We start from the raw sequence: 18,291 nt of genomic DNA on the forward strand, positions 1-18,291 counted from the left end.
GCGGGAGCGGCCGGGGTGGTGGGGGTGGTGCAGGTGGCGGTGGCGTCACCCAGGACGCCGATGCCGTTGCCGCAGGCGGTGATCGGTGCGGTGACGGTGATGCCGTCGCCGGTGCCACTGCCGGTGCCGGTCCCTGCGGTCGGGGCGGTGGTGCCGGTGGAGGTGGCGTCCCCGCCGATGCCGACGGCGTTGCCGACGATGCTGACCGGGGCGGTCACGTCGATGCCGGAGCCGGTGGAGCCGGTCGGGGCGGGGGCGGTGGTGCCCCCGGTGGAGGTCGCGTCACCCAGGACGCCGACGGCGTTCCCGCCGACGGTGACCGGTGCGGTCACGTCCAGCCCGGAGCCCGTGGAGGCGGCCGGTGTGGGGACGGTGGTCGTCCCGGTCGAGGTGGCGTCACCGACGACGCCGATGGCGTTGCCGCCGATGGTGACCGGCACGGTGACGTCCAGCCCTGAACCGGAGTCGGCGCCGGAGTCGGCGGGGACGGGGGTGGAGGTCGGGGGTCCGGTGTAGCCGGTCTCGTCGGCGATCTGCGCGCCACCGGTCACGTCCGGCGCCGGCGCCGGGGCGGGAGCCGGGGCGGGGGTGGTGCTGCCGCCGATGGCGGCGGTGTTGTCCCCGATGGTGATCGGGACCGAGACGCTGGCGGGGCCCAGGTCCAGGGTGAGGTCGGCGTCCAGGGCGGGCAGCTCCAGGCCGCTGGTGGCGGTGGCGGTGGCGTCGGTGAGGACGCCCAGGGTGTTGTCGGTGATCGTGACCGGGACGGTCACGTCGATGTTGTCGTCGGCTCTCCAGGCCGCTGGTGGCGGTGGCGGTGGCGTCGGTGAGGACGCCCAGGGTGTTGTCGGTGATCGTGACCGGGACGGTCACGTCGATGTTGTCGTCGGCTGAGGCGATCCCGCTGCCGACGGCCAGGAGGCCGCCGGTGAGCAGGGCCGTCTGGAGGCCGCGCTTGACCCACAGGTTCATCACGAGAGTTCCTTCTCCAGGAGTGGTGCTCGACTGAGGTGGACCAGCACCCGCACGAGAGGCGGGGGGCTGGGGACTGCCGGGCTCAGCGCGCAGAGGCTGAGCGGGCGGCGGTGTCAGTCGGGGGAGAANGGGCGCAGCCGCCACTCCGGGTCCAGGGCCAGGCCGACGTAGGGGTTCCTTCTCCAGGAGTGGTGCTCGACTGAGGTGGACCAGCACCCGCACGAGAGGCGGGGGGCTGGGGACTGCCGGGCTCAGCGCGCAGAGGCTGAGCGGGCGGCGGTGTCAGTCGGGGGAGAAGGAGGGGTCGAACGCGGTGTTGCCCGCAGCATCGCGGGCGGTGTCGGCGACGGCGGACAGGCCCGCGCCGAGGGCGGCCAGGGTGGCGTCCGACAGGTCGGCCGCCGTCTGGTCGGAGGAGGGGGAGCCACCGGCGGCACCGGCAGCAGGACCGCTCACCGGGGAGACCGGGGCGGCAGGGACGGCGGGAGTCGACGGCGCAGGGACCGCACCGTTCGGCACGGCGGTCGCAGCGGTCACGGAGCCGACGGGACCGGCAGACGTCACGCCGGACACGGGGGAGACCCGGGGCCCAGCCGCCAGCGTCGGGCCATCCGCGGCGGGACGGGCCGCGGTGGGGGCCGGGGTGCCGGGACCCGCGGCCAGGACCCGAGCCGGCGTCGCGAGGACCGGACCGGCCACCGGGGCCAGCGGCCCGAGAGCGGGGGTCAGCGGACCGACGACCGGCTCGACGGCCGGGACCAAGGCCCCGGTCACCGGCGACAGCGACGACACGATCGGCGCCAGCGCACCGGTCACCGGCGCCAGCAGGTCGACCACGGGAGCAGCCGCGCCGGCGATCGGGGCGAGAGCCTCCGCGACCGGCGCCACGAGCCCGGTCACCGGGACCAGCACGGGCGCGGCCGCCTCGACCACCGGCGCCGCGACCTGCACGACCGGGGTCACGACGGGTGCTGTGAGCTGCGCCACCGGGGCAGCCACCTGCGCCACCGGCGCCGCGACCTGCGCGACCACCGGAGCCACCGGAGCAGCGACCTGCGCGACGGTGGGTGCGACCGGGGCGACGACCTGCGCGACCACCGGAGCCACCGGGGCAGCCACCTGGGCCACCACCGGACTCACCGGCGCCGTCACCGTCGTCACCAGGTCAGCGACCGGTGCCGTCACCCCGGCCAGCGCAGAACCCAGTGAGGGGGCCTCATCGGCCTGCGCGGTCGCCTGACCGGCCAGCCACACCCCCACACCCAGCCCAGCAACGGTCAGGGCCCGCCCGGCGACCCGGGACAGACGCACACCACGACGAGAAGACACAGTGCACACCTCCACCCAGGGTCGACGGACGACGACACCCAGTACAACGGAACCAAGGGGTTCCAGGCACGGGGGAAGTTGNGAGGAGGGGGCCCGCCTGCTGGACACCCCCACGCCCAGCCCAGCAACGGTCAGGGCCCGCCCGGCGACCCGGGACAGACGCACACCACGACGAGAAGACACAGTGCACACCTCCACCCAGGGTCGACGGACGACGACACCCAGTACAACGGAACCAAGGGGTTCCAGGCACGGGGGCGGACGTCCTCCGATGGGGTGGACCGGCGGAACCGGCCGGTCACGTTCCGTAGGGCCCCCGGGGTCCCTGGGGCGCCCAGGCCACCCGCGGCACGGCGTCCGAGACCGGTGGCGGGGGTGCGGCCAGCCGCCCTCAGGCGGGGGTCGGGTGCCGCCGGGTGAGGACGGCGGCCAGCGCCGACAGCACCAGCACCAGGACCGCCAGCGCGACAGCGGCGGTGGTCAGCGAGCTGGCGGTCGCGATCTCACCGACCCCGACCACCGGCACCGTGATCCCCAGGTAGGCCACCACGAAGAAGCTCGACGTCACGGCGGCCCGCTCGTCGGGGGAGGCGAGACCACCGACCCGGGCGACCGCGGACTGGAAGGAGAACCCGACGCCGGCTCCGGCCACCACCGCGGACAGCAGGAAGAGCACCAGCGACCCGGCTGCCAGTGCGACGACGACCAGCGCCGTCCCCAGCGGGAGCAGCAGCGCACCGACCAGAGCGGCGCGGTCCGGGTCCCACCGCTGCACCAGCAGCTGCGCCGCGACCGCGGCCACGAACATCACCGCCACCGACAACCCGACGGTCTGTGGCCCGGGGTCGCCCAGCTCCTGCCCCAGGAACGACGACGTCAGGGAGGTGAACAGCCCGAGCACCGCGAACGCGGCGAACCCACCGACCGCAGCGGCGACGAACCTCGGCCGCCCGGCGCGGGGCACCGACAACCGCTGCGGCCGGACGGCGCCCAGCAGCCCGGTGGTCCGCGGCCGGGTCTCGGGCAGCAGCGGCAGGGCGAGCACCGGCAGCAGCAGGACCAGGAAGGCCACGTAGGGCCCGGTCGTCGGGCCCGGCAGGTGCTGGGCGACCAGGCCGGAGACGACCGGACCCAGGCCCAGCCCGCCCATGTTGGCCACCGTCGCCAGGGTGGTCGCGGTGCGCCGGTCGGGGTGCAGCTCGGCGATGGCAGCGGTCGCCGTCCCGGTGGTCAGCCCGACCGAGAGCCCGGACAGCACCCGGGCGACCAGCAGGCCCGGCAGCGTCGGGGCCAGCAGGAACACCGCGGTCGACGCGACCGCGATGCCGACGGCGAGGGCCAGCACCGGCCGCCGTCCGAGCCGGTCGGACAGGCCGCCGCCCAGCAGCAGCGCCGTCAGGGTGCCGACGGCGTAGGCGGCGAAGACCACCGTCACCTGCAGCTCGGAGAGGTCCAGGGAACGCACGTAGAACGGGTAGAGCGGTGCCGGCACCGTCCCGCCGAGCATGACCACCGTGAACAGCCAGACGACCAACCAGACCGCTCCGCGTCCCCGCACGGGGTGACCGTAGGCCCCGGCGTCACCGCTCATCACCGTGGGTGAGTGCGTCGGGCGGACGTTCATCCTTTCGTGGCTCGATCGTCCACGCACGGCGAGCTGCCCTCACGATCAGTCACCGGAGAGGCCGCCATCCCGGGTGGCCCGAGCTGGATACGGAGCGTCGATGACCACCCCGCACCACGGCCGCCCCCTGCAGGTGCAGCGGCTGCAGACGGTCCCCGCCGACCTGGTCGACTCCTTCTACGAGCTGTACCGCGCCGCCTTCGAGCCGCTGCGCACCCTGGCCGCGGCCCGGCACGTGCTGTCCCCCGCGGAGTTCGCCGAGGAGATGGCCGACGAGCGCATCGACAAGTACGTGGCCTTCGGCGAGGACGGCACCGCCCTGGGGCTGACCACCTTCACCGGCGACCTGACCGCCGTCCCCTGGATCGAGCCGGCCTACTTCGCCGCCCGGCACCCCGCCCACGCCGCCCGGGACGCCATCTACTACCTGGGCTTCACGCTCACCCACCCCGACGTCCGCCGCAGCCTGGTCTTCCGCACGACCCTGCAGCCGATCATCGACCGGGTCGTCGCCGACCGGGGCGTCGTCGCCTTCGACATCTGCGCGCACAACGACACCGTCCAGCACATGAGCGCGACGTTGGAGCAGTGGATGGTCGGCGCCTGCGACGGCACGATGCGCGCCCCCGACCGGCAGACCTACTACGAGATGGAGGTCCACGGCCCCCGCGTCGCCTGACCCGTGCCTGGTGGGACCACTGCGTCACGCGGAGTGCTGAGGACGCAGTCCCGCGGCCGAGTGCGTCCGGAGCACTCGCGGTCCTCGTCCACAGGTGCGGTCGGTGTCCACAGATCGTGGCGAGGGGCTGTCGGCCGGCCTCCGGGGGGCAGCTTGGGGCGGTGACCGTCGACCTCCGTGCGCTCCTGGGCCCCGACGGCGTCGCCCGCGTCGCGGACCTCGCGGCGCTCACGCATCGCACCAGCGTCAGTCGGTGGGTGGCCAGCGGTCGACTGCTCCGCCCTCTGCCGGGGCTCGTCGCGCTGCCGGAAGCGGCTGGGCACTGGCGGCCGCGTGCCCGGGCAGCGGTGCTCTGGAGCGGTGGCCTGCTGGCGGGCCGGTCCGCCCTCGCGGCGTGGGACGTCGTCGCGCAGCCGGGACCGGTGGTCCACGTGGCAGTCGGCCGGACGCAGAACATCCCCCCGTTGCCTCCGTGGCTTCGTGTCCACCGCGTCGATCGACCCGGCGGTCGGGTGCAGGACGGTCTCCCGGTGACGGGGTTGGCTGCGTCGTTGGTGGACGCCTGGGGTCACGCCCACGCCCCCGGCAACCCGCCGCTCCCGGTCGAGGTGGCGCGCGCGGGCGTCATCGGGGCCGTCCGGCGCCGGATGGTCACGGCGGGTGCGTGCCGGGAGGCGGCGGCCGGACTCCCGAGGCTCGCGGGCCGCTCCTCGCTCACCGGGCTGCTGGACCTGGTGGACGGCGGCTGCCAGAGCGAGTTCGAGGTCTGGGGCCTGCGGCACCTGCTCGACGTCCCGGGCCTCCCGCCGGTGCGGCAGCAGCTCCCGCTGCGTACGCGCATCGGGACGCTGCACCTGGACGGTGCGTGGGAGGACGTCCGGCTGGGGGTCGAGCTGGACGGCGCGGCCTGGCACCGGCAGCCCGACCAGCGGGAGCGCGACCTGCGCCGGGACGCCGCCGCCCTCGCCGAGGGCTGGGTGGTGGTCCGGGTCAGCCACCGGAGGGGCACCACGGAGCCGGGAGCCGTCCGACTGGACCTGGCCCGCGCGTACGCCGCTCGGCGGCGTTGATCACCGGCGGAGGGAGTGCTGGCGCACCGTTCTGGGCTCAGACCGGTGCGCCGGCACTCCCTGTCCGACGACGGGCGCCGGGCGCCGGGGTCAGCGGGGGAAGGGGTCCCTGGCCAGGCCGAGCTGGCTGACGCCGAGGTAGCCCGAGCGGAAGCCGGCCTCGCAGTAGGCCAGGTAGAACTCCCACATCCGGCGGAAGGTGCCGTCGAAGGAGCCCTGCAGCTCCGGCCACGCGGCGATGAAGCGCTCGCGCCACATCTGCAGGGTGACCGCGTAGTGCGGGCCCAGGTCGCGGCGCTCGACGATGGACAGGCCGGTGTGCGCGGTGAGGTTGTCCTCGATGGAGCGGATCGAGGGGATGATCCCGCCGGGGAAGACGTACTTGTGGATCCAGGTGTAGCTGCGCCGGGTCGCCGTCATCCGGTCGTGCGGCATGGTGATCGACTGCAGGCCGACCCGCCCGCCCGGCGCCAGCAGGGTGTCCAGGGCGGTGAAGTAGGTGGCCCAGAACTGCTCGCCGACGGCCTCGATCATCTCCACGGAGACGACGGCGTCGTACTGGCCGGTGGCGTCCCGGTAGTCCTGCAGCTTCACGTCGACCAGGTGCGCGACGCCCGCGGCCTCGGCGCGGGCCCGGGCGAGGGCCTGCTGCTCGGAGGACAGCGTGAGCGTGGTGACCCGGGCGCCGCGCTGGGCGGCGCGGATGGCCAGGGCGCCCCAGCCGGAGCCGATCTCCAGCACGTGCATGCCCTCGCCGACCCGGGCCATGTCCAGCACGCCGTCGATCTTGCGGAGCTGGGCGGCGTCCAGGTCGTCGCCGGGCTCGAACCAGGCCGAGGAGTAGGTCATGGTCTCGTCGAGGAAGGCCTCGAAGAGCTCGTTGGACAGGTCGTAGTGCCGGCTGATGTTGTGCCGGCTGTTCTCCTTGGTGTTCACCTCGCCGATGGGCTGGGTGCGCTCCACCAGGTGCCGCAGCCGCTGCAGCGCCGGGTGCACCAGCGAGGCCATCCGGGCGGCGAACGGGGTGAGCAGGTCGGCCAGGTCGGTGTCCGGGCCGGTCGTCCAGTCCCCGGTCATGTAGGCCTCGCCGAAACCGATCTTGGCGTCGGCGCCGAGCCGGTGGAACACGTTGGCCGGGCGGACCATCCGCATCGTGGGGGCGTGCCGGTCGCCGGCACCGAGCACGGTGCCGTCGGGGAAGACCACCCGCACCGGCAGCGTGGAGACGGCGTGCCGGAACAGCCGCTCGGCGACCGCGGCCCGGAACGGGTCCCGCGGCGGGGTCGCCAGGCCCGGCCAGTGCGCCTCGTCCGGACGGGGCACGGGGAAGCGCGCGTCCTCGGTCCGGCTCGTGTTGTGGTGCACCGTCGTCATGGCCTGTCCTCGTTCGCGGTCGGGGCGTGCTGCCGGGCAGTGTTCGCAACGACCCCGGCAACCGGATCATGCGGGGGGCGGGGGACCAGCGGCAGACGCCGTGCCCACAGGCGGATGCCCTGGAAACGGATCAGCGTCGACACCCACAGGCTCATGAGGGGCCAGCGCACCAACCGGGTGACGACGGCGCGCGTGGTGGCCGCCGTGGACCGCCCCCGCAGGGTGGCCACGAACGGCGTCCGGCCGCCCACCTGCAGCGCCATGGTCACGTGCAGCTGCTCCCCGGGGCCGGTGAACCGCATCAGGTAGCGGCCGTCGACGGTGTTGAACGGGGAGACGTAGAAGTCCTTCTCGGCCTGCGCGCGCCCGGCGTCGTCCGGCCGCAGCAGGTAGGCGTGCCGCTCGCCGTAGGTGTTGTGCACCTCGGCGACGATGCAGGCCAGCGAGCCGTCGGCCCGGTAGCACCAGTGGGTGGACAGCGGGTTGAACACGTGCGGCCCGCTGCGGGCGTTGGCCAGCATCACCACCCGAGCGACGTCGTCCACGCCGTTCAGCGCGGCGAAGTGCGCCACGTTGGCCTTGATCGTCGACGACGGGTCACCCAGGTGGTCGGCGGCCTCGAACCGGGCGGCCCAGCCCAGCCCGCGGGGGAGCCGGGGCAGGTCGTCCAGGTCGACCAGCCACAGGTAGCCGCCGTGGTCGAAGGTGTGGCGCAGCGGGGCGGAGCGGGTGTGCCCGACCCGGACGTCGTACAGCGCCGGCGTCGCCACCGGGGTCCAGTCCTGGACCGTGCCGACGGTCGGGTCCGGGTCCGCCTGCACCCCAGCGGTCACCAGCCGCTGCCGAGGGACTCCGCGGCCCGCACGCCCGACGCGCAGCCGTCCTCGTGGAAGCCCCAGCCGTGGTACGCCCCGGCGAAGGCGGTGCGCCCGGTGTTGAGCGCGGGCAGCCGGCGTTGGGCGGCGACGGACTCCGGGGTGTAGGTCGGGTGGTCGTAGACCATCCGGCGCAGCACCGTCGTGGGGTCGATCCGGTCGGTGGCGTTGAGGGTGACCAGGTAGTCCACCGGCTCGTCGATCGCGTGCAGCTTGTTCATCCAGTAGGTCACCTGGACGGCCTGGGTGTCGTCGGCGCAGCCGGGCATCCGGTAGTTCCAGGACGCCTTGGCCTGCTCGGCGCGCGGCATGATCGAGGCGTCGGAGTGCAGCAGGGTCTCGTTGCGCGAGTACTCGAACGCGCCCAGGGTGGCCCGCTCGGCGTCGGTCGGGTCCCCGAGCAGTGCGAGGGCCTGGTCGGGGTGCGTGGCGACGACGACGACGTCGGCTGCGTGCCGCTGCCCGTCGGCGTCGGTGAGCTCGACGCCGTCGACGTGCCGGGTGAGCGTGGTGATGCCGGCGCCGGTCTGCACCGCCGTCAGGCCCTTGGCGGCCTTCTCGACGTAGGCCCGCGAGCCGCCGGTGACGGTGCGCCACTGCGGGGAGCCCGAGACCGAGAGCATCCCGTGGTTGGCCAGGAAGCGGAACAGGTAGACGGCCGGGTACTGCAGCGACAGCCCGGTGCCCGAGGACCACACGCAGGACACGACCGGGACCATGAAGTGCGCGACGAAGTAGTCGGAGTAGCCGCCCAGGGCCAGGAAGGCGCCGAGGGTCAGGCCGTCGAACTCGCTGGTCCCGCCGCCGCCGCGCTCGTGGTCGGCGCCGGCCAGCTCGAGCAGCCGGTGGGCCTGGCGGTGGAACCGCTTCACCTCGACGAGCATCCGCAGGTAGGCCGGGTTGGCCAGCTGCTTCTTCTGCGCGAAGACCCCGGACAGCCCGCGGGCGCCGGCGTACTCCAGCCCGCAGCCCTCGCAGACGATCGACATGCTCATCTCGGTGGGCTGGGTGGACACCCCCAGCTCGGCGAAGAGCTTGAGCAGGTTCGGGTAGGTCCGCTCGTTGTGCACGATGAACCCGGTGTCGATGGGGACGACCCGGTCGTCCGGCGTCGCCACGTCGTGGGTGTGCGCGTGCCCGCCGAGCCGGTTGTCGGTCTCGAAGAGGGTGACGTCGTGGGTGCGCTGCAGCAGGTGCGCCGCGGTCAGCCCGGAGACCCCGGACCCGACGACGGCGGCGCGGGGGCGCGCCATGGCCGCGGCCGTCACTTGCCGGCCCCCTTGAGGGACGCCGCGCACAGCGCCGCGTAGCCCAGCGCGACCGCCAGCGACTTGGCCTTCTTGTCCCCGGTCGGGGCGTTGAGCCCGAAGGAGACGGCGTCGGTGAGGTCGGAGACGATCCGCATCACGGTGGCGGCCTGCAGCTGCGGGCCGGCCGGGGCGACGGTCATCGCCACGCCGATCGCGATGTCGCGGGCGCCGAGGGAGTGGTGCAGGGTGCGCAGCGCCCGGGACGACGGGCCGAGGCCGGCGGCGTTGCCGTAGAGGTCGGTCTTGACGAACTCGAGCACGCCGAAACCGGCGGTGGCGACTCCGAGCACACGGGACAGGACGGGCATTCTCTACTCCTCGGCAGGGTGGGGCCTTCTCGGCACCGGTCCTCACCCCGAGGAGCGGGCCGTCACAGCGGGACGGCCAGGCCCTCCGGGCTCGGTTGCTGGAGGGCGTTCGTCACGTCCTCGCGCATCGGTTCGAGCCCCGTGCCGGCGAGCACGATGTCACGGGCGAACTCGTGCCAGCGGTGGGCCCTGCGCAGCATGGTGTGGCCGCCGGGCGTGGTGAAGCGCGCGACGCGCGCGCCGGCCCGCCGGGCGCGCACCGCGAAGTCCGCGGAGAGCCGCGCCGGGACCCACCGGTCACCGGACCCGTGCAGGATCGCGACGGTCTGGTCGCGCAGGTGCATGACCGGCTCGCCGGGCGGGGTCCAGGGCGCCAGCGCGCAGACGGCGGTGACCTGCGGGTCGCCGCCGGCCTTGAGCGCGGCCCGCCCGCCCATGGAGTGCCCGACCAGCACGATCGGCACGTCCTTGCCCAGGTCGTCGCGCAGCGCGTCGATGGAGTGCTGGACGTCGCGGTAGGCGTCGGCGGCGTCGCCGTTCCAGCCGGCCACCCGGTACCGGACGAGGGCGGTCTCGATGCCGCGCGGGCCCAGGTCGTTGCGCACGTAGGCCTCGAAGGCGCGCATCCGGACCAGGGAGAGGGCCTTCTCCTTGGGCGGGGCGATGCTGGCCGCCGTCCCGCCGTGGCAGAACAGCGCGACGCCGCGGGTCTCGCCGTCGACGGGGTGACGCTCGAGCTGGGGTTCGGTCACGGACACTCGTCGATCGTGGGCGCTGTGCGGACGTCCTGCACCCCCGAGGGGTGATCGCGGCCCGATCGGCTCATGTGATCCTCACCGCGCGCCGAAGGGACGACCATGGACCCGGGCCCGCAGCGCTGGTACGCGCGGACGACGCTGCCCGTCGCCGAGTGGGTCGTGCGGCACCGGTGGATCGCCCGCCTCGCCGTCGCCCAGGCCGTCGGGGTGGCCATGCTGGCCGGCTCCCTGGGCCTGGGCCGGCCCGTGGCCGCCCAGGTGCTGCTGGTGATCGGGGTGCCCGCGCTGCTGTCGCTGCCGGCTGCCCTGCCGCCCCGGGTGCGGACCATGCTGGCCACCGGGAGCCTGGCGCTGGGGGCCTCCGTGCTGGTGCCGCTCACCGGTCAGGGCGAGACGTTCGCCTGGCTGCTGCTGGCCCTCACCGTCAGCGCGCTGTACCAGGACTGGGTCATCGTGCCCACCGTGCTGGTCGTCACCGGCGCCCACTTCACCCTGATCGAGCTGGGCCCCAGCGGGCTGGACCCCTTCGACCTGGTGCCGCTGCTGGCCACCGTGCTGGCCGGCGCGGTGCACCACCGCAGCTGGCGGCTGGCCGAGGTCGAGGCCCGCACCGACCCGTTGACCGGCCTGGCCAACCGCCGGCGGCTGCGCGAGGCCGCGGACCGTCTGCTGCGCCGGGGCGGCCCCGCGAGCCTGCTCTTCCTGGACCTGGACGGCTTCAAGGCCGTCAACGACAGCCGTGGGCACGCCTTCGGCGACGCCCTCCTGGTGGAGGTCGCGGCCCGGCTGCGGGCCTGCGTCCGGGACGGCGACCTGGTGGTCCGGCTGGGCGGGGACGAGTTCGCCGTCCTGGTGCCGGGGGACCCCGTGCACGCCGAGGACGTCGCCCGCCGGGTGCGCGTCGACATGGCGGTGCCCGTGCAGCTCACCGGCCGGGCCGTGCGCGTGACGGCCAGCATCGGTGTCGCCCGGACGTCGGGTACCGCCGGGCGGCGCAGTGGTGCCGACCTGCTCCGGGACGCCGACGTCGCGATGTACCAGGCCAAGGCGGCCGGCCGGAACCGCGTGGTGGTGTGCGACGAGGGCATGGCGGAGGCCGTGCTGGACCGCGCGGCCCTGGCCGAGGACCTGCTCGCCGCCCTCGCCGCGGGCGACCAGCTGGCCGTGCACCACCAGCCCGTGGTCACCCTGCCCGCCGGCGTCACCGCCGGCTACGAGGCGCTGGTGCGCTGGCAGCACCCGGTGCGCGGTCCGGTACCGCCGCTGGACTTCGTGCCGCTGGCCGAGGAGACCGGAGCGGTGCTGGCGCTGGGCCGCTGGGTGCTGCGCCAGGCCACCCGGGACGCCGCGGCGGGCCTGGGCGGGGAGGTCGGACCCAGCAAGGTGGCCGTCAACGTGTCCTCCCGGCAGCTGGCCGACGACGGTTTCGTCGACGACGTCTGCGAGGCCCTGCGGGACAGCGGCCTGCCGGCGGACCGGCTCGTGCTGGAGGTGACCGAGACCTCGCTGGTCGAGGACCTGGACAGCGTCTGCGAGCGGCTGCAGGAGCTGCGCGCGCTGGGGGTGCGGATCGCCATCGACGACTTCGGCACGGGCTGGTCGAGCCTGTCCTACCTGCGCCGGCTGCCCGTCGACATCGTCAAGATCGACCGCAGCTTCATCACCGACCTGGGGCGGACCCCCGCGGCCACCGCGCTGGTGGCCACCATCGTCGAGCTGGCCCGCGGGCTGTCCCTCGACGTCGTCGCCGAGGGCGTGGAGCGGACCGACCAGCGGGACGAGCTGGCCCGGCTGGGTTGCGCGTTCGCCCAGGGCTGGCTCTTCGGCCGGCCCGTCCCGCGGGAGCCGGTGCGGCGCGCACCGGCGTCGCTCACCTCCGGCTGAGACCCAGCGGCGGGTGGCTCAGCGGCGGGTGCCGGTACCGCGCTTGCCGCGGAGCCGCCCGGCGCCCTGCTCGGCGAGGTCACCGGCCTTGATCAGGTTCCGGCTGACCGCCGAGGGGCCCTTCGCACGCTCGAGCCGCCGGCCGAGGGAGCGGAGCACCCGGGTGCCGAGCGGGACCAGGACGGTGAGCAGCAGCCACATGCGGATGCGCCGGGAGATGAAGAGCCACATGCGGCCCTCTCTGCCCCGCATCCACCCTGGTCAACCGCGTCGCCGGGAGCCCGGCGACGCGGTCCAGGAACCGGGAGGCGGTGCTCAGGCCGGGTCGGGGGCCAGCCGGACGACCATCTTCCCGGTGTTGCCGCCGCGCAGCAGGTCCAGGAACGCGGGGACGGCGTCGTCCAGGCCCTCGCGGACGGTCTCGCGGACCTGCAGCTCACCCGAGCGCAGCCAGCCGCTGACGGTCTCCACGAACTGCGGGCGCAGGTCGGCGTGGTCGCCGACGATGAACCCGCGCAGGCTCAGCTGCTTGCCCACCAGCAGGAACATGTTGCCCGGCCCGGCGGTGGGGCCGGTGGAGTTGTAGCCGGAGATCGCCCCGCAGAGCGCGGCCCGGCCGTGCACGCGGAAGACGTCGATGGCGGCCTCCAGGTGGTCCCCGCCGACGTTGTCGAAGAAGACGTCGATGCCGTCGGGGGCGGCCCGGCGCAGCAGGTCCCGGACCGGTCCGTCGTGGTAGTCGAAGCCGGCGGTGAAGCCCAGCTCCTCGGTGATCCAGCGGACCTTCTCCGGCGTCCCCGCACTGCCCACGACGCTGGCGGCGCCGGACAGCCGGGCGAACTGGCCGACCAGGCTGCCGACGGCGCCCGCGGCGCCGGAGACGAAGACGTCGTCCCCGGCGCGGAAGTCGGCCAGCCGGAACAGCCCCGCCCAGGCGGTCAGCCCGGGCATCCCGAGCACGCCCAGGTGCCAGGACAGCGGGATGCCTTCCAGGTCGGGGAGCACGCTGACCAGCGTGTCGTCCAGCACGGCGGTGTCGCGCCACCCGGCGTTGTGCAGCACCAGGGCACCCTCGGGGACGCGCTGCGAACGGGAGGTGACGACCCGGCCGACGGTGCCGCCCTGCATGGTCTCGCCGACCTCCCAGGCCGCGGCGTAGCTGGGGCCGGCGTTCATCCGGCCGCGCATGTAGGGGTCCACGCTCATCGCCACGTTGGCGACGACGACCTGGCCCTCGGTCGGGTCGGGGCGCTCACGCTCGACGAGCGCGAAGTCGGCGGGCGTGGGCTCACCGTGGGGGCGGGCGGCCAGCTGGACCTCGCGGGTGGTGATCGGCACGGGTGTCTCCTCTGCTCTCGGCGTCTCCTCCGGTCAGGGCGTGGGAGGCCGTCGGTGTTCCCGGGGCGGCGGTTGCGGGCCGGTCCTACATTCGGGGCATGTCGTTCTTCTCCCGCGCCAAGACGCAGTCCGTCACGGCCGAGGACGCCCTGCCGGGCCGCTCGGAGCCGATCCCGCACGTCCCCGAGCTGCACGCCGTCAACGGCAACCGCATCCAGCCGCCGTTCCCCGAGGGCATGCAGACCGCCGTCTTCGGCGCCGGCTGCTTCTGGGGCGTCGAGAAGGTGTTCTGGCAGCACGCGGGCGTCTACTCGACCGCGGCCGGCTACGCCGGTGGCTTCACCCCGAACCCGACCTACGACGAGGTCTGCTCGGCCCGCACCGGGCACACCGAGGTCGTGCTGGTCGTCTTCGACCCCGCCGTCGTGTCCTACGACGTGCTGCTCAAGGAGTTCTGGGAGGAGCACGACCCCACCCAGGGCATGCGCCAGGGCAACGACGTCGGCACCCAGTACCGCTCGGCGGTCTACTACACCTCGCCCGAGCAGCAGGCGGCCGCCGAGGCCTCCCGCGACCAGTACCAGGCGCGCCTGACGGCGGCCGGCTACGGCGACATCACCACCGAGATCCTGCCGCTGGGCGAGTTCTTCTACGCCGAGGACGTGCACCAGCAGTACTTGTACAAGGTCCCGAACGGCTACTGCCCGGTCAACGGCACCGGCGTCTCATGCCCGGTGGGCCTCACCGGCGTCTGACCCCGGACCGACACCGGCCGCCCCCCGCGCGAGAGCGGGGGGCGGCCGGTCGTGCGTCCGGGGACGGTCAGCGGGGAGGGGCGGGCGGCACCTGCTCCGGCGGCAGGTAGAACCGCTTGCGACGCTCCTTGCGGACCTCCTGGTCGTAGGCCTGCGCGAGCTCCGGGGAGGTCATCGCCTGGCCGCGCCGGGCGATCTCGGCCTCCCAGGCCAGCCGGGCGGCCGGGTCGGCCCGCCGGCGGCGCAGCACGCCCACCACGAACGCACCGACGAAGGCCAGGACGGCGACGACCAGCCCGCCGATCAGCTGATCGTGCATGAGCGACACCCGGTCGGCGTAGGACTGCTCGGACCCGTTGACGATGCAGCGGTCGCCGGGGGACATGACGTCGGCGCCGCACTCGACGCTGCCGGTCCCCAGCAGCAGGGCGAACGCCACACCCGCTGCGGCGACCACGAACAGCGGGATGCTGGGCCGGGAACTGACACCGGTGTCCACGAGGGTCTCCTCTCCCGGTGCGCCCCGTGCGACCGGTCCCGAGGAGCCTGCCGGACCACCGGTGCGGGCGCATCCTCCCGGTGGGGGACAGTGGACGGCGTGCCTGACCCCTTCTTCGACCAGCTCCGCCGCGAACCCGACGTGGACGCCCCCGACCTGGTCGCGGTCGACGCCACCGACCGGCTGCTGCTGGACGAGGCCGCCGCGGCGATCGCCGTGGCGCCGGACGCCGTCGTCACGATCGACGACTCGCACGGCGCGCTGACCCTGGGCGCGATCGCGCTGCACGGGGCCACCGGCGTCCGGGTGCACCAGGACCTGCGGGTGGGGGAGCGGGCGCTGGCCGCCAACGCCGAGCGCACCGGGCACACCGGCTCGTACACCCAGCACGGCCTGGACGCCGACCTGGTCCGGGGCGCTGAGCTGGTGCTGGTGCAGGCGCCCAAGAGCCTGGACGCGCTCCGGGAGATCGCCGAGACCGTCGCCCGCGACGCCGCCCCGGGCGTGACGCTGCTGGTCGGCGGCCGGGTCAAGCACATGACCCGGGCGATGAACGACGTGCTGGGCGACTCCTTCGGCCACGTGCACGCCACGCTGGCCCGGCAGAAGTCCCGGGTCCTGGTGGCGAGCGGCCCGACGCCGGGGGCCTCGAGCTTCCCCCGCCGGCAGGTCCACGCCGACCTCGGCGTCACCGTGCTGGCGCACGGCGCGGCCTTCGCCGGCACCAAGGTCGACCTGGGGACCCGGGCCCTGCTGGCCGCGCTGCCGGCGCAGGGCTCGGGCAGTGCCGTCGACCTGGGCTGCGGCACCGGCGTGCTGGCCGTGGCCCTCGCGCGCGCCGGGTACGACGTGCTGGCCAGCGACGCGAGCGCCGCCGCGGTCGCCTCGGCCCGGGCCACCGTGGAGGCCAACGGCGTCGCCGACCGGGTCACCGTCACCCGCGAGGACGCGCTGGACGGCGTCCCGGACGCCAGCGTCGACCTGGTCGTCTGCAACCCGCCGTTCCACCTCGGCGTCGCCGTGCACACCGGCGCGGCCGAGCGGCTCTTCGACGCCGCCGCCCGGGTGCTGCGGCCCGGCGGGGAGCTCTGGTGCGTCTACAACTCCCACCTGCCGCACCGGGCCACCCTGCAGCAGACGGTCGGCCCCACCCGGCAGCTGTCCCGGGACCCCAAGTTCACCGTGACGGCCTCCACCAAGCGGGCCGCGGGCGGCGGGATCCGCCGGATCGCGTGAGCGCCGAGCTCTGCCGGCGCGCGGCCTACCGGCTGGAGGCACTCGCCGCCCGGACGACACCGGGAGCTGGACCTCTCGGACTGCCCCGCTGAGCTGCGTGTTCGGCTCAACTCGGCTCGGACGGTGCCGTAAGCCCGGGGGATGCCCGCTGTCGCAGCGGACCGGTCCCTGGAGTCCACGATGGCGCACGCCCGCTGGTCCGACCTGCCCCTCGGCGGGAAGCTGTCCGTCCTCGTCGGCACGGGGGTGCTCGCCCTGGTGGGCGTGGCCACCGTCGGTGCGCTCGCGCAGGCCGGTGCGGTCGAGGGCGCTGCCGCGCAGAGCCGGGCTGCGGACGCGGTGCGGCTCACCATGCAGGCCGACATGATGCACGACGCGATCCGCGGCGACGTGCTGTCCGCGCTCGTCGCCCGCACGTCCGGCGACCTGACCGCGGCCGCTGCCGCCCTCGAGGAGCACTCGGCGACGCTGCGGTCGGACCTGGCTGCCGCGGCCGGCTCCGGCCTGGGCGCCGAGGTCACCCGGGCGGCCGACGCCGTCGGTCCGGACGTCGAGGCCTACGTCGCCGCCGCCGACGACCTGGTCCGCACCGCCGCCCAGGACCCCGACGCGGCGCTGGCCGCCTACCCCGACTTCGGCCGGGTGTTCAGCCGGCTGGAGCAGAGCCTGCCCACGGTCGCCACCGCCATCGACGCCCAGGAGGAGGCCGTCCGCGCCGAGACGCAGGCAGCCCAGTCGACCGCGCAGGCGGTGCTGGTGGGCACGGCCCTGGCCGCCACCGCGCTGCTGGTCGGGCTGGGCTGGGCGGTCACCCGCTCCGTCGTCCGGCCGCTGCGCGCGGTGGGCACCGTCGTCGCGGCACTGGCCGAGGGCGACCTGCGGGCGCAGACCGGCGTGGACAGCCGCGACGAGGTCGGCACGATCGCCCGCAGCCTGGACTCCTCGATGGTCGGTCTGCGCGGGCTGCTGGCCACCGTCGGGGCCAACGCCACGGCCGTCGCCACGGCCACCGGTCAGCTGGTCGCCACCTCCACGTCGGTGCTGGGCCTGGCCGGGCAGTCCGCCACCGGCACCGAGGACGCCTCGACGACGGCCGGCCAGGTGGCCGCCAGCGTCGACGACGCCGCCGCGGCGTCCCAGCAGCTCAGCTCCTCGGTGCGCACCATCGCCGCCAGCAGCGCCGAGGTGCTCGAGGTCGCCGCCCGCGCGGTCACCGTGGCCCGGTCCACCACCGAGACCGTCGCGCAGCTGGGCGTCTCCTCCCAGGAGATCGCCGGCGTCGTGGCCGTGGTCAGCTCCATCGCCGCGCAGACCAACCTGCTGGCGCTCAACGCCACCATCGAGGCGGCCCGCGCCGGGGAGTCCGGCAAGGGCTTCGCGGTCGTCGCCAACGAGGTCAAGGAGCTCGCGCAGGAGACCGCCCGGGCCACCCAGGACATCACCCGCCGGGTCGAGACCATCCGCGCCGACACCGAGCAGGCCGTGCAGGCCATCGCCGACATCACCGCGATCATCGGCCGCATCGACGGCGCGCAGCGGGACATCTCGCTGGTCCTGGAGCAGCAGGCCGGCACCGTGGCCAGCGTCGACGGCAGCGTCGGGGAGGCCTCCACCGGGGCGGCCCGGATCGCCCGCGCCACCGCCGGGGTGTCCGCCGTCGCCGCCCGCACCACCGAGGGCATGCAGGAGGCGCGGGTCGCGATCGACGAGGTGGCCCGGGTCGCCGGGGAGATGGAGAGCTCGATCAGCCGCTTCCGCTGGTGACCGCCCTCAGTGCGCGAGGCCCCCGCGCCGGTTGACGACCGGGGGCTGGACCGACCACGGGAAGTCGATCCAGTCGTCGGTGCGCTTCCAGACGTAGTCGCACTTCACCACCGAGCGCGGCTTCTCGTAGACCACCGCGGAGCGCACCTCGGCCACGTAGCCGGTGCAGAAGTCCCGGACCAGCTCCAGGGTCTTGCCGGTGTCGGCGACGTCGTCGGCGATGAGCACGTTCGAGCCGGTCAGGTCCACCCGGTCCAGGTTCGGCGGCAGCATCACCGGCAGCTCGAGCCGCTCGTCGACGCCGGTGTAGAACTCCACGTTCATCACGAAGAGGTTCTTCACGTCCAACGCGTAGCCCAGCGCCCCGCCCAGGAACAGCCCGCCACGGGCGATCGCCAGGATCAGGTCGGGCTCGAAGCCGTCGTCGGCGACCTGCTGGGCGAGGTCCCGGCTCGCCGTCCCGAAGGTCTCGTAGGTCAGCGTCTCGCGTTCCGGTGCGGTCACGACGGTGAT

Annotated in this window: 17 protein-coding genes and 1 pseudogene; 6 read left to right on the plus strand and 12 right to left on the minus strand. The window is 74.6% G+C overall.

Annotation, left to right across the window (positions count from 1 at the left end; genetic code table 11):
- The 3 genes and pseudogenes from ASG41_RS04085 to ASG41_RS04100 form a co-directional block, all read right to left on the minus strand.
- A pseudogene (locus tag ASG41_RS04085) lies at positions 1 to 773 on the minus strand (hypothetical protein); the annotation flags it as partial.
- A gap of 484 nt (positions 774 to 1,257) precedes the next feature.
- Positions 1,258 to 2,286, minus strand: coding sequence for a hypothetical protein (locus ASG41_RS04095; RefSeq protein ID WP_056290397.1), 1,029 nt, complete (start codon positions 2,284 to 2,286; stop codon positions 1,258 to 1,260).
- 409 nt (positions 2,287 to 2,695) lie between these two features.
- Complete coding sequence (locus tag ASG41_RS04100) at positions 2,696 to 3,862, minus strand: MFS transporter (RefSeq protein ID WP_162245528.1); 1,167 nt, start codon at positions 3,860 to 3,862, stop codon at positions 2,696 to 2,698.
- 166 nt (positions 3,863 to 4,028) lie between these two features.
- Here ASG41_RS04100 and ASG41_RS04105 point away from each other — a divergent pair, with 166 nt between their 5' ends.
- On the plus strand, positions 4,029 to 4,607 hold the full coding sequence (locus tag ASG41_RS04105; RefSeq protein ID WP_056290406.1) for a hypothetical protein: 579 nt from the start codon (positions 4,029 to 4,031) through the stop codon (positions 4,605 to 4,607).
- 530 nt (positions 4,608 to 5,137) lie between these two features.
- The gene (locus ASG41_RS04110; RefSeq protein WP_157519020.1) at positions 5,138 to 5,677 is read left to right on the plus strand and encodes an endonuclease domain-containing protein; all 540 of its coding nucleotides are present in this window, start codon (positions 5,138 to 5,140) and stop codon (positions 5,675 to 5,677) included.
- A gap of 90 nt (positions 5,678 to 5,767) precedes the next feature.
- Here ASG41_RS04110 and ASG41_RS04115 read toward each other — a convergent pair whose 3' ends face one another.
- The 5 genes from ASG41_RS04115 to ASG41_RS04135 all read right to left on the minus strand — a co-directional run bounded on the left by ASG41_RS04115 (position 5,768) and on the right by ASG41_RS04135 (position 10,296).
- Positions 5,768 to 7,051, minus strand: coding sequence for a cyclopropane-fatty-acyl-phospholipid synthase family protein (locus ASG41_RS04115; protein ID WP_056290412.1), 1,284 nt, complete (start codon positions 7,049 to 7,051; stop codon positions 5,768 to 5,770).
- Positions 7,048 to 7,884 carry a DUF1365 domain-containing protein gene (locus ASG41_RS04120; RefSeq protein ID WP_200938712.1) on the minus strand — a complete coding sequence of 279 codons (837 nt, stop codon included), beginning with the start codon at positions 7,882 to 7,884 and terminating at the stop codon, positions 7,048 to 7,050. Before ASG41_RS04120 ends, ASG41_RS04115 begins: the two co-directional genes overlap by 4 nt.
- Positions 7,881 to 9,179 (minus strand): NAD(P)/FAD-dependent oxidoreductase, encoded by a 1,299-nt coding sequence (locus ASG41_RS04125; protein WP_056290655.1) that lies wholly within the window; start codon positions 9,177 to 9,179, stop codon positions 7,881 to 7,883. The genes ASG41_RS04120 and ASG41_RS04125 overlap by 4 nt, the downstream gene beginning before the upstream one ends.
- An 11-nt stretch (positions 9,180 to 9,190) precedes the next feature.
- The gene (locus ASG41_RS04130) at positions 9,191 to 9,544 is read right to left on the minus strand and encodes a hypothetical protein (protein ID WP_056290417.1); all 354 of its coding nucleotides are present in this window, start codon (positions 9,542 to 9,544) and stop codon (positions 9,191 to 9,193) included.
- A 62-nt stretch (positions 9,545 to 9,606) separates the two neighbouring features.
- Positions 9,607 to 10,296, minus strand: coding sequence for an alpha/beta hydrolase (locus ASG41_RS04135; protein WP_056290420.1), 690 nt, complete (start codon positions 10,294 to 10,296; stop codon positions 9,607 to 9,609).
- 105 nt (positions 10,297 to 10,401) lie between these two features.
- Here ASG41_RS04135 and ASG41_RS04140 point away from each other — a divergent pair, with 105 nt between their 5' ends.
- Complete coding sequence (locus ASG41_RS04140) at positions 10,402 to 12,186, plus strand: bifunctional diguanylate cyclase/phosphodiesterase (protein WP_056290423.1); 1,785 nt, start codon at positions 10,402 to 10,404, stop codon at positions 12,184 to 12,186.
- A gap of 18 nt (positions 12,187 to 12,204) precedes the next feature.
- On the opposite strand, the gene ASG41_RS04145 is transcribed toward ASG41_RS04140, so the two are convergent.
- Positions 12,205 to 12,417, minus strand: coding sequence for a hypothetical protein (locus tag ASG41_RS04145; RefSeq protein ID WP_056290428.1), 213 nt, complete (start codon positions 12,415 to 12,417; stop codon positions 12,205 to 12,207).
- 84 nt (positions 12,418 to 12,501) lie between these two features.
- Positions 12,502 to 13,524: an NADP-dependent oxidoreductase gene (locus ASG41_RS04150; RefSeq protein WP_056290431.1), complete on the minus strand. Its 1,023-nt coding sequence runs from the start codon at positions 13,522 to 13,524 to the stop codon at positions 12,502 to 12,504.
- Between the two features lie 98 nt (positions 13,525 to 13,622).
- Between ASG41_RS04150 and msrA the strand changes: the two genes are divergently transcribed.
- Positions 13,623 to 14,279: a peptide-methionine (S)-S-oxide reductase MsrA gene (gene msrA / locus ASG41_RS04155; RefSeq protein ID WP_056290434.1), complete on the plus strand. Its 657-nt coding sequence runs from the start codon at positions 13,623 to 13,625 to the stop codon at positions 14,277 to 14,279.
- A gap of 67 nt (positions 14,280 to 14,346) precedes the next feature.
- Here the strand turns inward: msrA and ASG41_RS04160 are convergent, their stop codons facing one another.
- On the minus strand, positions 14,347 to 14,778 hold the full coding sequence (locus ASG41_RS04160; protein ID WP_056290437.1) for a hypothetical protein: 432 nt from the start codon (positions 14,776 to 14,778) through the stop codon (positions 14,347 to 14,349).
- A 99-nt stretch (positions 14,779 to 14,877) separates the two neighbouring features.
- Between ASG41_RS04160 and ASG41_RS04165 the strand changes: the two genes are divergently transcribed.
- A complete protein-coding gene (locus ASG41_RS04165) occupies positions 14,878 to 16,014 on the plus strand; it encodes a class I SAM-dependent methyltransferase (protein WP_200938713.1) in 1,137 nt (378 codons plus the stop codon).
- A gap of 141 nt (positions 16,015 to 16,155) precedes the next feature.
- Positions 16,156 to 17,778 carry a methyl-accepting chemotaxis protein gene (locus tag ASG41_RS04170; RefSeq protein WP_082556555.1) on the plus strand — a complete coding sequence of 541 codons (1,623 nt, stop codon included), beginning with the start codon at positions 16,156 to 16,158 and terminating at the stop codon, positions 17,776 to 17,778.
- A gap of 6 nt (positions 17,779 to 17,784) precedes the next feature.
- On the opposite strand, the gene ASG41_RS04175 is transcribed toward ASG41_RS04170, so the two are convergent.
- A complete protein-coding gene (locus ASG41_RS04175; protein WP_056290447.1) occupies positions 17,785 to 18,282 on the minus strand; it encodes a phosphoribosyltransferase in 498 nt (165 codons plus the stop codon).
- Between the last annotated feature and the right edge of the window lie 9 nt (positions 18,283 to 18,291).

It is taken from the genome of Modestobacter sp. Leaf380, from assembly GCF_001424485.1.
Lineage (GTDB): Bacteria > Actinomycetota > Actinomycetes > Mycobacteriales > Geodermatophilaceae > Klenkia.

Coding starts and splice junctions, on each gene's coding strand:
- msrA (WP_056290434.1), top strand. CDS start 13,623: ATGTCGTTCTTCTCCCGCGCCAAGACGCAGTCCGTCACGGCCGAGGAC.
- ASG41_RS04115 (WP_056290412.1), bottom strand. CDS start 7,051: ATGACGACGGTGCACCACAACACGAGCCGGACCGAGGACGCGCGCTTC.
- ASG41_RS04125 (WP_056290655.1), bottom strand. CDS start 9,179: ATGGCGCGCCCCCGCGCCGCCGTCGTCGGGTCCGGGGTCTCCGGGCTG.
- ASG41_RS04170 (WP_082556555.1), top strand. CDS start 16,156: ATGCCCGCTGTCGCAGCGGACCGGTCCCTGGAGTCCACGATGGCGCAC.
- ASG41_RS04130 (WP_056290417.1), bottom strand. CDS start 9,544: ATGCCCGTCCTGTCCCGTGTGCTCGGAGTCGCCACCGCCGGTTTCGGC.
- ASG41_RS04140 (WP_056290423.1), top strand. CDS start 10,402: ATGGACCCGGGCCCGCAGCGCTGGTACGCGCGGACGACGCTGCCCGTC.
- ASG41_RS04105 (WP_056290406.1), top strand. CDS start 4,029: ATGACCACCCCGCACCACGGCCGCCCCCTGCAGGTGCAGCGGCTGCAG.
- ASG41_RS04145 (WP_056290428.1), bottom strand. CDS start 12,417: ATGTGGCTCTTCATCTCCCGGCGCATCCGCATGTGGCTGCTGCTCACC.